At 65.2% G+C, this 13,170-nt stretch carries 8 protein-coding genes; 3 read left to right on the top strand and 5 right to left on the bottom strand.

What is annotated here, in order from left to right; all coding sequences use genetic code 11:
- Positions 1-59 precede the first annotated feature (59 nt).
- Both ACVZTU_RS04165 and ACVZTU_RS04160 read left to right on the top strand, forming a co-directional pair.
- Positions 60-1,463: an MFS transporter gene (locus tag ACVZTU_RS04165; RefSeq protein WP_482401487.1), complete on the top strand. Its 1,404-nt coding sequence runs from the start codon at positions 60-62 to the stop codon at positions 1,461-1,463.
- A gap of 45 nt (positions 1,464-1,508) precedes the next feature.
- Positions 1,509-3,443, top strand: coding sequence for an FAD-binding monooxygenase (locus ACVZTU_RS04160; RefSeq protein ID WP_482401486.1), 1,935 nt, complete (start codon positions 1,509-1,511; stop codon positions 3,441-3,443).
- A gap of 19 nt (positions 3,444-3,462) precedes the next feature.
- On the opposite strand, the gene ACVZTU_RS04155 is transcribed toward ACVZTU_RS04160, so the two are convergent.
- The 5 genes from ACVZTU_RS04155 to ACVZTU_RS04135 form a co-directional block, all read right to left on the bottom strand.
- The gene (locus ACVZTU_RS04155; RefSeq protein WP_482401485.1) at positions 3,463-5,079 is read right to left on the bottom strand and encodes a hypothetical protein; all 1,617 of its coding nucleotides are present in this window, start codon (positions 5,077-5,079) and stop codon (positions 3,463-3,465) included.
- Positions 5,063-5,566 carry a hypothetical protein gene (locus ACVZTU_RS04150; protein ID WP_139469262.1) on the bottom strand — a complete coding sequence of 168 codons (504 nt, stop codon included), beginning with the start codon at positions 5,564-5,566 and terminating at the stop codon, positions 5,063-5,065. The genes ACVZTU_RS04155 and ACVZTU_RS04150 overlap by 17 nt, the downstream gene beginning before the upstream one ends.
- 132 nt (positions 5,567-5,698) lie before the next feature.
- A complete protein-coding gene (locus tag ACVZTU_RS04145; protein ID WP_482401484.1) occupies positions 5,699-7,312 on the bottom strand; it encodes an HNH endonuclease in 1,614 nt (537 codons plus the stop codon).
- An 86-nt stretch (positions 7,313-7,398) separates the two neighbouring features.
- Entirely contained in the window at positions 7,399-8,010 is a 612-nt protein-coding gene (gene udk / locus ACVZTU_RS04140) for a uridine kinase (protein WP_139469259.1), read from the bottom strand.
- A gap of 51 nt (positions 8,011-8,061) precedes the next feature.
- Positions 8,062-9,603: an FCD domain-containing protein gene (locus ACVZTU_RS04135; protein WP_181271006.1), complete on the bottom strand. Its 1,542-nt coding sequence runs from the start codon at positions 9,601-9,603 to the stop codon at positions 8,062-8,064.
- Between the two features lie 154 nt (positions 9,604-9,757).
- Here ACVZTU_RS04135 and ACVZTU_RS04130 point away from each other — a divergent pair, with 154 nt between their 5' ends.
- Positions 9,758-13,165 (top strand): bifunctional proline dehydrogenase/L-glutamate gamma-semialdehyde dehydrogenase, encoded by a 3,408-nt coding sequence (locus ACVZTU_RS04130; protein ID WP_482401483.1) that lies wholly within the window; start codon positions 9,758-9,760, stop codon positions 13,163-13,165.
- Positions 13,166-13,170 lie beyond the last annotated feature (5 nt).

Genomic DNA, 13,170 nt, shown 5'->3' with positions numbered 1-13,170 from the left:
GAACAAGTAATCCAGGCCACAGAGAACGTGGTCGGGACGCACGACAGGACACAGGAGTCATGGCAGCACAGAAGCACACTCAGACCCGGGTGGCATTCGCGACGATCGTCGGCACGAGCATCGAGTGGTACGACTATTTCCTCTACGCGGCGGCCTCGGGACTGATCTTCAACGAGCTCTTCTTCGGCCCGCTCGGATCGACGCTCTCGACCATGGTCGCCTTCGCGACGGTCGGGATCAGCTTCCTCTTCCGCCCTTTGGGCGCATTCCTCGCCGGACATTTCGGTGACAAGCTCGGCCGCCGGGTGGTCCTCATCATCACCCTCATCGCCATGGGTGCCGCGACCGCGCTCATCGGCTTCCTGCCGACTTTCGAAACCGCGGGCGTCCTGGCTCCGATCCTGCTCATCGCACTGCGCATCGTCCAGGGAATCTCGGCCGGCGGAGAATGGGGCGGAGCCGTTCTGCTCGCCGTCGAACACGCTGATGAGAAGTCACGCGGACTGCGCGGTTCCTTCCCGCAGATCGGGGTGTCCATCGGCCTTCTGCTGTCCTCGGGCGTGCTCGCCCTGATGACCTCGATCGCCCCGGGCGATGCCTTCCTCGAATGGGGCTGGCGGGTGCCGTTCTTCCTCTCCATCGTGCTCGTCTTCGTCGGCTACTGGATCCGCCGCGGAGTCGAGGAATCCCCGGTCTTCCACGAGATCGCCGAGCGCAAGGAACAGGTCACGAACCCGCTGGGCAAGCTCATCAAGAGCCATTGGCTGCTCGTCATCCTCGCCTCCCTCGTGTTCATGGGCAACAACGCCGCCGGGTACATGACCACCGGCGGATACATCCAGAACTACGCCACGGATCCGACCGGACCCATCGGCCTCGAACGCGGTCCCGTGCTCTGGGCCGTCGCCGCCTCGGCGGTGTCCTGGCTGGTCTTCACGATCATCGCGGGAGCCGTCTCGGACAGGATCGGACGCCGGAACACCTACATCCTCGGCTGGATCCTCCTGTTCGCGGGTATCTTCTCTCTGTTCCCGCTGGTCAACACCGGCTCGGTGGGCATGCTCCTGCTCGGTCTCGTCGTCCTCACCGTCGGTCTGGGCTTCACCTACGGTCAGCAGCCGGCGATGTACGCCGAGCTGTTCCCCTCCAGCGTCCGCTTCTCCGGGGTCTCGGTGTCCTATGCGATCGGGTCGATCCTCGGCGGCGCCTTTGCTCCGACGATCGCGAAGGGGCTCGTGTCATCGACGGGAACGACCGCCTCGGTGGCGGTGTACCTGGGCGTCGTCGCCGTGCTCGCCCTCGCCGCGACTCTGCTGCTGCGTGATCGCACCGGCATTCCGCTCGGTCCAGTCCACGAGGACGAGCAGTCAGTGAGCCCGATCATCGGAATCGGGTCGCCGCAGCTGACCAGCGATGACGGTGATCGGCACCACCCCGCCGACACCAGATCGTATATGAACTGATAGCATTCAAACATCACGACGACGTGTCACGAACCGGAGGTTGACATGCATTTCCATCAGAACGGCTACGTGTCCGCGGACCCGCGGATCGAGGAAGCCGCTGGCTACGGGATCGAGCGCGCAGATGATCTGCCCGATGAAGTCGATGTCCTCATCGTCGGCAGCGGCCCTGCGGGGATGATCGCGGCGGCACAGCTGTCGCAGTACCCGCACGTGAACACTCGGATGATCGAGAAGCGCGATTCGCGGCTGGTCATCGGTCAGGCCGACGGCATCCAGGCCCGTTCTGTCGAGACCTTCCAGGCGTTCGGCTTCGCCGAGGAGATCATGCGCGAGGGCTATCACATCACCGAGATGGCGTTCTGGAATCCGGATCCGGAGAACCCCGAGAACATCATCCGCACCGGTCGGCCCAAGGATGACGAGCACGGCATCAGCGAATTCCCCCACCTCATCGTCAACCAGGCACGCGTGCTCGACTACTTCGCCCAGTTCGCAGCCCAGTCCCCCGGCAAGATCACACCCGACTATGGGATCGAATTCGTCGACCTCGCGGTCGACCAGGACGCCGCGGCCGCCTCGGCGAAGGACCATCCGGTATCGGTCACCGTCCGCTACACGGCCGGCGAGCGCGCCGGGGAGGTACGCACCATCCGCGCCGGCTACGTCGTCGGCTGCGACGGTGCCCGGTCGAAGGTCCGATCGTCGATCGGACGGACGATGTCCGGTGACCAGGCCAATCACGCCTGGGGCGTGATGGATGTGCTCGCGAATTCCGATTTCCCCGATATCCGCACCAAGTGCGCGATCTCGTCGAAGCACGGAAACATCCTCCACATCCCCCGCGAGGGCGGACATCTGTTCCGGATGTACGTCGATCTGGGCGAGGTGCCCGAGAATGATGCGCGCAAGGTGCGGTCGACGAGCATCGACGAGATCATCCGCCGGGCGAATGCGATCATCTCGCCCTACAGCATCGATGTGAAGAACGTGGCCTGGCATTCGGTCTATGAGGTCGGGCACCGGCTCACCGATGCCTTCGACGACACCGACGAGACCGCGCCCGATTCTCAGTGTCCGCGCGTGTTCATCACCGGCGATGCCTGCCACACTCACTCGGCGAAAGCCGGTCAGGGAATGAACGTATCGATGCAGGACGGGTTCAACATCGCGTGGAAGCTCGGCCAGGTCATCTCCGGACGGTCGTCGACGGAACTGCTGCGCACCTATTCGGCCGAACGTCAGGTGGCGGCGAAGAACCTCATCGAATTCGACAAGGAATGGTCGACGCTCATGGCGACTCCGCAGGAGGAGTTGCCGGACAAGACCTACCTCGAGGACTTCTACGTCAAGACCGCGGAGTTCCCGGCAGGGTTCATGACCGAGTACACGGAGTCGATGATCACGACGCCGACGACTCATCAGGAGCTCGCGGCCGGATTCCCGATCGGCAAGCGGTTCAAGTCGGCTCGGGTCAAGCGCAGCTGCGATGCGAACTTCATCCACCTCGGACATGAGGCCCGCGCCGACGGTCGTTGGAGGGTCTATGTCTTCGCCGATCGGGCCGCTCCTGTCGTCGACGGCAGTGCTGGCAACTCGGGCGGTGAGTCGAAGGTGGCAGCTCTGGCTGCGTGGCTCGAATCGGATCAGGCCTCTCCCCTGGTCGCTTACCGCAGGGAGGGTGAGGACCTCGATGCGCTCGTCGAGCTCAGCGTCATCTACCAGCAGGAGCACAAGGAGTTCGCGTTCCCCGATGTGCCGAAGGCCTTCCGTCCGAATATCGGTGCCTTTGACCTCGAATACGTGGAGAAGATCTACGCGACCCTGCCCGACGAGGACATCTTCGAAGCCCGTGAGATCAGCCGCGATGGTGCCGTCGTCGTGGTCCGACCCGACCAGTATGTCTCTGGCGTCTTCCCCTTGGACGCACATACCGAGATCGGCGACTATTTCGCGGGAGTCTTCGAACCCGTGAAGTGATTTCGGAACGATTCTGTTCTCAAACGCCTCCGGCTGGTGGTCCCTGGACTGCTGGCCGGACGCATTTGGTCTGCGTGAGGAGTCCGCAGATCCCAGCTGCGACGAGGGCTGCGGCGCCGATGAGCCACAGCCCGAAGCCGAACGACGGGCGACCGACTTCCATCCCTCCGGTCGGTGTTCCGTCAGGCAGCTGCCCGTCCCACATCAGCACGGGAGGAATGAGGAGGTAGCTGAAGAGGACCAGGACGAGGAGTGCTGCGATGAGCACAGCTGTCACGCCCCACCAGCGTGCGAGGGCAAAGGCGGGCCCGAGCGCGGCGATGGCGACCACGAGTGCCCAGATGATCAGGAAGAACAGATCAACATCACCGCCGTCATCAATCGTCCATTCTCCCAGTGAAGTCACTCGAATGCGCGGACCGTCGTCGTTGAAGCTGTCGACGACGGGGACGAAGACAGTCACGGTCCACACTCCGACCGCGGTGAGCGGAAGCAGCCGGGCCCACTGCTGCAGCTTGCGTTGGCGTCTGCGGTTGATCTTTTTCGTCGGACGCTGTGCCTGCCTCTGCATCTGCCGGTCGATCCGCCGTCGATCGCTGAGGAGTCCGCAGATGCCTGCGGCGATTAGTGCCCAGCAGCCGATCGTCCAGAGATAATGACCTGCTGACGGATACCCGACGATAATGGCACTGAGCGTTTCACCGGCGGCGTCGGTGCTTTCGACGCGCTCTCGCGGAAGATCGATGACCATAGTCGCCTGCTGGATGAACAGACCGACTCCGACTGCCACCGACAAAAGAGGCCAGTGGGCAAAGGTGTCGAACCGTTTCGCGGTCGCTGCGCAGGCGAGAACGACAACCCAGGGCAGGATGACACCCGGGGTGAGGTCGGCGAGATCGAAGGGTACCCGTCCGAACGATGTCACCGTCAATCGATCATCACCATGGTCGCCGCTGTCGAAGAGCGGCACCCAGATCATCAGCACCCAGCAGGCGAGCGCGACCCACGGCAGCCGCTGTGCGAGGCGATGTGTTCGGTTCCCTTGGGGCCACGGGGTGATTCTGGCGTTTGCGAAGTGAGCGGGTGCTGTCTTCCTCCGCCTGGCGTCGCCGAGGAGGCCGCAGACTCCCGCGGCCAGCAGACTGAGGCCCCCGATGGCCCAAAGGACTGCGCCCAGCGCCGGTTCGGCGACGACCATCCCGAAGACCGAGCGTCCGCGATCATCGACGGCGTCCCACATGATCGTCGGCATATTGGCCAACATGTCGGCCAACACGAGGAAGACGCAGACGCTCAGAAAGAGAGTTCCCACCGACCATAGGCGCCGGACGACGTCCGGCCACGGGTGCGAATCGGGCCGAGACCTGACGGTGAGCAGGAGCGAAGCAGCCGCACATACAAGAACGCCGACGGCGACCAAGACCATCGAGCCCCGAGCCTCCTCGAGGTCGAACGGCGGTCCGCCGAGAGCGGTGACGATGATGCGCGGCGGCTGCGGCGCTTCCGACGTGTCCTCAGGGCTGGCAACCACCGGAACCCACAGCATGACGATCCACAGGCAGAGAGCTGACAGAGACAGCGCTTGCGCGAAATGCAGAAGCAGTCGGCCGAGTCGAGCCTCACGCGGCGGGACCATGGCGCTTCGACATACAGCGTTTGATCCGTTCACGACGATGGTGGTCCTGTTGGGCGGCAGCGACCAGACCACAGATGCCGGCGGCGAAGAACAGCAGGCTGCCGAGCACCCAGAGGCCGAACCCTGCCGCCGGGTAGGCGACCTCCATGCCTCCCGTGGGCATGCCGTCGGCCGTCTGCCCGTCCCACATCATGATCGGCGGATCGGCGACCATCTGCAGGAGTCGCAGTCCCAGCACCGTGCCCAGAACGATGGCCGCGATCGACCACCACTTCGACGCGGAGAGCAGCCAGGCGGTGAACGCACCGGTGAAGATGACGATCCAGAGCACGAGGTAGACCTCGTCGAGGTCGTTCATGTCGATCGGCGAGAAACCGAGAGACGTCACGCGGATCTGCATCGATCCGGGCCCGCCGCTGTCGAGGACCGGCACGAAGATCGTGATCACCCAACAGGCCACCGCCCCTAAAGGGAGCACACGCGCCACGAGGTTGAGACTTCGCCCCCGCGCAGTCGTCAGTCGTGTGCTGCCGCTCTTACCCGCCCTGTCCATAACTACGATTCTCTGCAGTGTCCGTGTGACAGGTGTTCCCGCGATGTTCCAGATCCGACACGCGGCTCAGTCGGGCCCGAACACCATCCGAACCAATTGCCTTTCGACCGGGCTGCCGTTGCAGTCCTGTGCACTCGGTCGTCGGTGCGAATTGCGGCTGCGCCAACCGGCGATCTTCTCGGCACGGGTGCAATAGCGCGGTGGCAGCTGCTCGGGCAGCACACACTTCGGTTCGATCGTCTGGTATTCGACCGGCGGGTCCGGCTGAGCCGCATCGTGCGTTTCGTCTGTGCCGGCCTGTTCGGCGACTCTCCCGCCCTCATCCCTATCCGGTTCGAGGAAACGGGAGAAGGTCTGCCGCCAATCCGGCCCCGGCGGCGAACCACCCGGTTCGGACACCGCTTCGGGACGCGGGAACCGCATGCGGCGGACCACCGCGGGCGTAGTCACCTCGTAGGATCGTCCGCTCGGCGTGGTGACGCGCAGCCCGTCCGCTGTGGCCTCATGCTTCCACCCGGGATGTTCCTTCGCGTAATTGCAGGATGCACACAGTCCTGAACCGTTCTCCCAGGTGGTGGCTCCGCCAGCGGCAACGGGAAGGGCATGATCGGCATGCCGGATCGGGGCGTCGCACCACGGTGTCCGGCACACATCGTCGCGGAAGGTGATCATCTGCCGCAGTCGGCCGGTGAACTCTCGACTCTTCGCATCCATCCCCACCAACTGCCCGTCGTCGGGACGGGTGAAGATCCGGCTGATGAACATCTTTGCTTCGTTCGCGGCGATGAACTTCCGTGCCGTCTGCGCCGGCAGCGGTCCGAACCCGGGCAGCCAGGCGGGCACGAGGCCGTCCGAGAGCAGGGATTCGGCCTCGACGAGCACATGGATCTCCGCAGGCACCGCCGTCGCACTCGTTTGGCCGCTCAATCGTTCGACGAAGGTTTCGGCGAGCACCTGCTGGCGATTCCGTCCGCCTGCGTCACCGGCGGCAGTGATCGACTCGGCTCCGGCCCGGAGACTCTCATAGGCGGCGACGGCCTGAGCCAGCGGCAGGATCGCAGAGATCCTGGCCATCCCGTCATCGATCACGGTCAGATTCACACGACGATTGGACTCAGCTTTCGCTGCCCGCTTCGCAGCCGCCTCGGCGTCCATCTCCGCACTGAGCGCACGCACTTCGGCGCGCAGGCTGCGCAACCCGGACGGTTCCAGACTGCGCTTCATCCGCGTGTCCACCTTGCGCCGATCGGCGGCGGCAAGGACCGCGGTCTCATCGACCATGATGCGCGCCTTGTCCTCGGAGATCTCCCCCTTGGACAGGGCTTTGAAGGTATTGGGCATCCCGATGACGATCGAGCGGGCGGTGCTGAGGAACTTCCGCCCCGATCCGGGCGAGACCTTCTTCGCCAGCCCGACCTCGTCTCCGGCACGTTTTCCGCAGTCGATCGCGGGCACCCTGTTGTGCCGGTCCCGCTCGATGCGCAGCGCTTCGAACGCCACTGCCTCCCGCGACTGTGCGGCGACGACGGCAGACTTGAGCTCCTCGAGCGCAGTGATCCGCTCGAGTGTCTGTGCCTCGGTGCCGCCCGGGTCGAGACCGCGCAGGAGCTCACCGAACCGAGTGATCTCGGTCAGCGGATCCGGAACCGGCGCTGGTTCCCGTGCGGGGTCGACGTCCATATAGAAACGGTACCCGTCGGCACTGACACGACTTCGCGAACGGCCCCGAATGACCCAATACGGCCAGGTCAGACCCTAGCTCAGCCTCAGCCGACTCCGCGCTGGATGCGGTTGAGAATCATGTCCATAGCGACGATGTTGTGGCCGCCGTCGGGGATAATGAGGTCGGCATTGCGCTTCGACGGCTCGACGTAGAGTTCGTGCATCGGCTTGACCGTGCCCAAGTACTGGTCCTCCACCGACTGCAGCGTCCGACCACGATCGACGACATCGCGTTTGATCCGGCGCAGCAGACGCACATCGGCGTCGGTGTCGACGAAGAGCTTGATGTCGAGCAGCCGGCAGATGCGCGGTTCGGCGAAGATGAGGATGCCTTCGACGATGATAACCGGCGCGGGTTCGACGCGCGTCGTCTCGTCGCTGCGGTTGTGGATCGAGAAGTCGTAGACGGGGCTGTCGACCGCCTCGGAGTTCCGCAATGCGGTGAGATGGTCGACGAAGAGGTCATTGTCGAAGGCATCGAGATCGTCGTAGTTGACCTTCTCGCGCTCCTCGTAGGTGAGCTCGTCGCGCCGCTTGTAGTAGTTGTCGTGGAAGAGCACGGACGGCGGTCCTTCGCACTTGTCCAACAGCGCCTGAGTCAGCGTCGTCTTTCCGCTGCCGGTTCCGCCGGCCACGCCCACAACCAAAGTCTCCACGGCACAAATATAGACCACGACCCCCGCCGAGGCGGGTCCCGGCTTCCGTACTCACCCGAGGCTGCGGGTCAGCTGGGTCCACAGCTCCTGGTCGAAGCGCCGCCTGCCCAGCAGACCGGCCATATGTCTCACCGCATTGTCGACCTTGCCGCGCCAGACCTCGATCGCCGTCTTCGCATCCGCTCGGCTGAGCGCACGGAACATGGCCCGATCATCGCTGACGATACGGTCGCTGGCCGGAGAATAGTCGAGCTGCAAGATGGAGATGAACAGACGCAGCCGCAGAGTCAGGGCTTCGAAGGCACGCGCCGATTCCCGCAGACCCGAAGCACGGGCCAGCTCCTGCTGGAAATGGAGGTCGGCGTCCTCGACATCGATTCCGCTGCGCGTCGGCGCCGAGGCTTCGACCTGTCGCAGGGCCAGCTGCACGGGCACGAGGTAGCGCTGCGGACGCAGGGCCAGGGACCTGAGCACAACCTCCCCGATGGCCATGCGCGCGGCGTAGAGGTCGAGCACGTCGACGGTCGTGATCAAAGGAATCCGCGCGCCGCCGCGGGATCCGTCGAGCAGTTTGTCGTCGACCATCCTTCGCAGCGCCGCATCGACCGAGGCCCTGGGCACCTGCATTCGGCGGGAGAGCAGGCGCGGATTGATCCGGTCCCCCGGCTCATATCCGGAGTCGATGATCTCCTCGCGCAGCGCGATCGCCAGATGCTCGGTGATCGATCGGGTCTCCTTCGGCAGCCACGACGATATCTCCATTGAGTCAGAAGTAATAGAACTTCTCTGAGGCTCGTACGGAGCCGATTCCCACCACAGCACACCTTCGAGTCCGTTCCGGACGCGGTCGGCGAGCAGATCGAGCAGAGACCCGGGAATGTCCTGACACTCGCCGAGGCGGCTCTTGAGTACGGTGACGAAATCGTCGAATTCCGCGCACGCCCTCACCCGGGCTCCCGCCCCGTCGGAGAGGTCGTCAGGAACCTCGCCGAGGGGGTCGAACACGAGGAAGTCACCATCACCGTCGAGCAGGGCGAGCAGTTCGGCGGTGGGCACCTGCCGATGCTCGCTGTCGAAGCGCTGCGCCCACCGCCCGACGCCCGCGGTGCGCAGGGCCGCGGTGATTCCCGCGATGCGCCGCTGAATTCGCCGAGGCGGCACGATCGTCGCGGACTCTCCACGATCTCCGCCCCCACCTGCATCGTTCCTGCGAACGCCGACGATGACGAGGGGAAACCCGCTGGCCGCGAGGATGAGCTCCGAGGCACCGGCCACCTCGGCGACGGGGACCGTCAGCGCCCGCACCGACCGGGAGACGATGCTCTGACTCAACCCCGTCGCCTCGGCCAGGGCACGAGTCGAATAGTCCCGTCCGGAGATCCTGGCCCCCGCGGTGGCGACGAGTGCTTCGACGACCCGGTCAGCGGTCTCCTGGATCGGCGGGCGGCCGCTGCGGGGACGATCCGCGAGGTCGGATCGGCTCGCCCAACGACGCAGGGTCGACGGCGATGCTCCCGTGCGCGCGGCCGCCTCGGCGAGGGTCGACGTCGTCAGCAGCGCCACGGCGTCACGACGGAACTCAGCGGAATACATCACTCTATCTTAGGACTTCTGACTCAAACATTCACGGCGGTCGACTCCATCTCTTCACCCCCGGATTTCGGCGGCGCATACTGATCTCACACCCAGGTTCCACGGTCAGCGCCGACGCGTGAGAGCACCGAATCCGAGCACCGAAGGAGCACAGTTGCTGCACACCGAAACCGACCTCGCCACGCTCACTGCCCAGTCGATCGACACCGTCCGCCGGTGGCTGCGAGTGTCGACGTCGATGACCACGGCGAAGAACCCCGCGGCCGAACGCCTCTCCGCCGTCCTCTCCGACGACAACGGCCTCGACTTCACCGTCGGGTTCGTCGATCGGGTCGTGCGCACCGATGATGTCCACGCCGCCGCCGACGCCTTGACCGAGGTCGGCAAGCTGGCACCTGAGACGATGTCGTACCTCGACCGTGCACAGATCAAGGCCGGTGCCGCACTGGCCAAGATCGCCCCGCAGGTCGTCGTGCCCGCCGCCCGCACTCGCCTGCGTCAGATGGTCGGCCACATGGTCGTCGACGCCCGGGACAAGCAGTTCGGCAAGACCGTCGCCGCCCTCACCGCCGACGGTCACAGGCTCAACATCAACCTCCTCGGCGAGGCCGTGCTCGGTGACGGCGAAGCCGACAATCACCTGGAGCAGACCCACCGGCTGCTCGCCCGCGACGATGTCGACTACGTGTCGGTGAAGGTCTCCTCCGTGGCCTCGCAGATCTCGATGTGGGCCTTCGACGAGACCGTCGACTATGTCGTCGACCGCCTCCGTCCGCTCTACCAGCAGGCCGCGAAAGCCCCGACCGGCGCGAAGTTCGTCAACCTCGACATGGAGGAGTACCAGGACCTCGAGTTGACGATCGCGGTGTTCACGCGACTGCTCTCCGAACCGGAATTCAAGGATCTCGAGGCCGGAATCGTCATCCAGGCCTACCAGCCCGATGCGCTCGGAGCGGTGCAGCGGCTGAGCGAATTCGCTTCCCGCCGTGTCGAGAACGGCGGAGTCGGGATCAAGGTCCGCCTCGTCAAGGGCGCGAACCTGGCGATGGAGACCGTGCACGCCGAAATCGCGGGCTGGCCTGCAACGACGTGCGATTCGAAGCAGTCCACGGACGCGAACTACAAGCGAGTCCTGCACTGGCTGTTCACCCCGGAGCGGATGAAGGGGCTGCGCATCGGCGTGGCCGGGCACAACCTCTTCGACATCGCCTTCGCCCACCACCTCTCCGTCGAACGCTCCGTGACCGACCGCGTCGAGTTCGAGATGCTCCAGGGTATGGCCAGCGAGCAGGCCGCCGCCGTGACCGAGGACGTCGGAGACCTCCTCCTCTACGTTCCGGCCGTTCATCCGAAGGAGTTCGACGTCGCGATCTCCTACCTCGTGCGCAGGCTTGAAGAGAACTCTGCGTCCGAGAACTTCATGTCCGGCATCTTCGACCTCGCCAACGGCAACGACGTGTTCAAGCGCGAAGCCGATCGGTTCACCGCGTCGGTCGACCAGCTCGAATCGATCCTCGACACCGAGGGTGAGACCGCACCGGCCCCGAACCGTCACCAGAACCGGTCGACCGAAACACTCGGTGAGACCGTGGTGCCGACCCAGTTCTTCAATGAACCCGACACCGACCCGTCCCTTCCTGCCAACCAGGAGTGGGTGCGCAGCATCATCGCCGAGGCGACCGCCCCCGGCTACCTCGACGATCGTCCGAACGCGCCCAAGGTCGAATCCACGGACGAGCTCGATGAGATGATCGCCCGCGGTCGCGCCGCGGCTGCCGACTGGCGGGCCCTCGGCGCCGCCGGTCGCGCCGAGATCCTCCACCGCGCCGCGGACATCTTCGCTGCCCGTCGCGGCGAGTTCATCGCCGTCGAGGCCGCGGAGGTCGGCAAGATGCCGTCGCAGTCCGATCCCGAGGTGTCCGAGGCCATCGACTTCATCCGCTACTACGCGCTGAATTCGCTCGAGCTCGAGAACATTGAGGGCGCGACCTTCACTCCCGATGAGATGGTCGTCATCACTCCCCCGTGGAACTTCCCGGTGGCGATTCCCACCGGCGGCACCGTGGCGGCGCTGGCGGCGGGATCTGCTGTCATCCACAAGCCGTCGAAGCCGACCCCGCACTGTTCGGCGCTCATCATCGACTGCCTGTGGCAGGCCGGCGTGCCCAAGGACGTGCTGCAGCTGTGCGCCCCGGTCGAGCGGGACCTCGGCCAGCACCTCGTCTCGCATCCCGACGTCGACCGGGTCATCCTCACCGGTGCGTCGGAGACCGCAGCGATGTTCAAGTCCTTCCGACCCGAACTCCACGTCAATGCAGAGACCTCGGGCAAGAACGCCCTGGTCATCACCCCGGCGGCGGACCGAGACCTCGCCATGGCCGACCTCGTGTATTCGGCCTTCGGACATGCCGGACAGAAGTGCTCGGCCGCCTCGTTGGGCATCATGGTCGGTTCGACCTACGATTCCGAGCGCTACCGTCGCCAGCTCATCGATGCCGCCTCGTCGATGGTCGTCGACTGGCCGTCGAATCTCGCATCGACCATGGGTCCGCTGACCGAGGATCCCTCGGACAAGCTGCGTCGGGCGCTGACGTCGCTCGAACCTGGAGAATCCTGGCTGCTCGAGCCCAAGCAGCTCGACGATTCGGGGCGTCTGTGGAGCCCGGGTATCAAGGACGGGGTCAAGCCCGGTTCCTTCTTCCACCTCACCGAGGTCTTCGGTCCGGTGCTCGGTCTCATGCATGCCAAGGACCTCGATGAGGCCATCGAGTTCCAGAACGCCGTGGACTTCGGCCTCACCGGCGGCATCCATTCCCTCGACCCCGAGGAGGTCACCACCTGGCTCGACCGCGTCGAGGTCGGCAATGCCTACGTCAACCGCGGAATCACCGGTGCGATCGTGCGTCGGCAGTCCTTCGGCGGCTGGAAGCAGTCCTCGGTCGGCCTGGGGTCGAAGGCCGGCGGGCCGAACTATCTCATGCTCTTCGGCCACTTCGCCGATGCCGGCAGCCAGAATCTCGAGGCGGCCAAGGCCGATGACAAGCGCTGGTTCGGGGCCGAATTCGGTGCGGCGAAGGACCATACGGGACTGCGCGCGGAGGCGAACATCTTCCGCTACCGTCCTCGGCCGGTCACCTTGCGCGTCACTGCCCAGGCGAGCCTGTTCGATCTCGAACGCTCGCTCCACGCCGCCACCACGGTGGGGTCGGCGGTGCAGCTGTCCGTCGCCGAGGATGTGCCCGCCGAGGTGAAGATCGCCGTGACGAACGCCGGTGTCCCCGCCCGCACGGAGTCGGCGGATCTGTTCGCCGAGATGGTCGGACAGGGTCGCTACGACGACACGGTGGGTGCCCGCATCCGCGTCCTCGGTCGGTTCGAGGACGAACTGCTGGCTGCGGCCGCGCCTCGCCCGGAGGTCGCGATCATCGATGAGCCGGTGACCACCTCGGGGCGGGTGGAGCTGCGGTACTACGTGCAGGAGCAGGCGGTGTCGATGACCCTGCACCGCTTCGGCAACCCGAGCCGCGACTTCCACGAGCTCGCCGCCACCCTCACCTCCTAATTGCT

The organism is Brevibacterium sp. OS20 (genome assembly GCF_056837565.1).
This window is presented reverse-complemented; position numbering and strand designations above follow the sequence as displayed.

Excerpts from the sequence above, each read along its gene's own strand:
- ACVZTU_RS04165 (WP_482401487.1), top strand. The coding sequence starts at position 60 with ATGGCAGCACAGAAGCACACTCAGACCCGGGTGGCATTCGCGACGATC.
- ACVZTU_RS04160 (WP_482401486.1), top strand. The coding sequence starts at position 1,509 with ATGCATTTCCATCAGAACGGCTACGTGTCCGCGGACCCGCGGATCGAG.
- ACVZTU_RS04155 (WP_482401485.1), bottom strand. The coding sequence starts at position 5,079 with ATGGTCCCGCCGCGTGAGGCTCGACTCGGCCGACTGCTTCTGCATTTC.
- ACVZTU_RS04145 (WP_482401484.1), bottom strand. The coding sequence starts at position 7,312 with ATGGACGTCGACCCCGCACGGGAACCAGCGCCGGTTCCGGATCCGCTG.
- ACVZTU_RS04135 (WP_181271006.1), bottom strand. The coding sequence starts at position 9,603 with ATGTATTCCGCTGAGTTCCGTCGTGACGCCGTGGCGCTGCTGACGACG.